The 568-nt window shown below is 58.8% G+C and carries 1 protein-coding gene; it reads right to left on the bottom strand.

The genetic code is table 11. The annotated features are described in order from the left end of the window. A partial coding sequence (locus ACFPMG_RS26745; RefSeq protein ID WP_376998272.1) for a calcium-binding protein occupies positions 1-568 on the bottom strand: 568 nt, incomplete at both ends.

The raw sequence follows: 568 nt of genomic DNA, 5'->3' as shown, positions 1-568 counted from the left end.
TCAGGAGCGTGCCGCCCAATGCTGCTGTGACGGATATCTGTCCTGGTTGCGCGCCCATCTCACGCAGGTCAATGTGGTCCACGCCAAGCTGGAAGTCCTTGACGGTGTCGATGCCCCAGCTAAAGACGAAGATGTCGGCTGCAGCCCCGCCCCAAAGCTCGTCGTTGCCCGATCCGCCATTGACGATATCGCTGCCACCCCCGCCGTTGAGCAGATCAAAACCGTCTCCGCCCAAGAGCACGTTGCCTTGGCCGTCCCCGATCAGGATGTCCGAATTGGCGGAACCGATCAGGCTTTCGATTTCAAGAACGTTGTCATCGCTCGCGTCGCCACCCGCGAAAACGCCATTATCCAAGCGCGCGATGACACCTGCGCTCGACCCAATATAGCTCAAGACATCCTGGCCGGCGCCTCCGCGGATATAGTCGCCGCTGGCACCTCCATTGAACACGTCGTTGCCAATTTCGCCTATCATGAGATCGGCGCCAGCACCTCCGATGAGAAGATCGTCACCGAACATTCCATAGAGTGTGTTGCCACGCGCGTCGGCAACAAGTGTGTCATTGTA

The organism is Azospirillum himalayense (assembly GCF_042657465.1).
Classification (GTDB): domain Bacteria; phylum Pseudomonadota; class Alphaproteobacteria; order Azospirillales; family Azospirillaceae; genus Azospirillum; species Azospirillum himalayense.
Note: the sequence above shows the minus strand (reverse complement) of the source record. Positions and strands in the feature narration are given on the sequence as shown.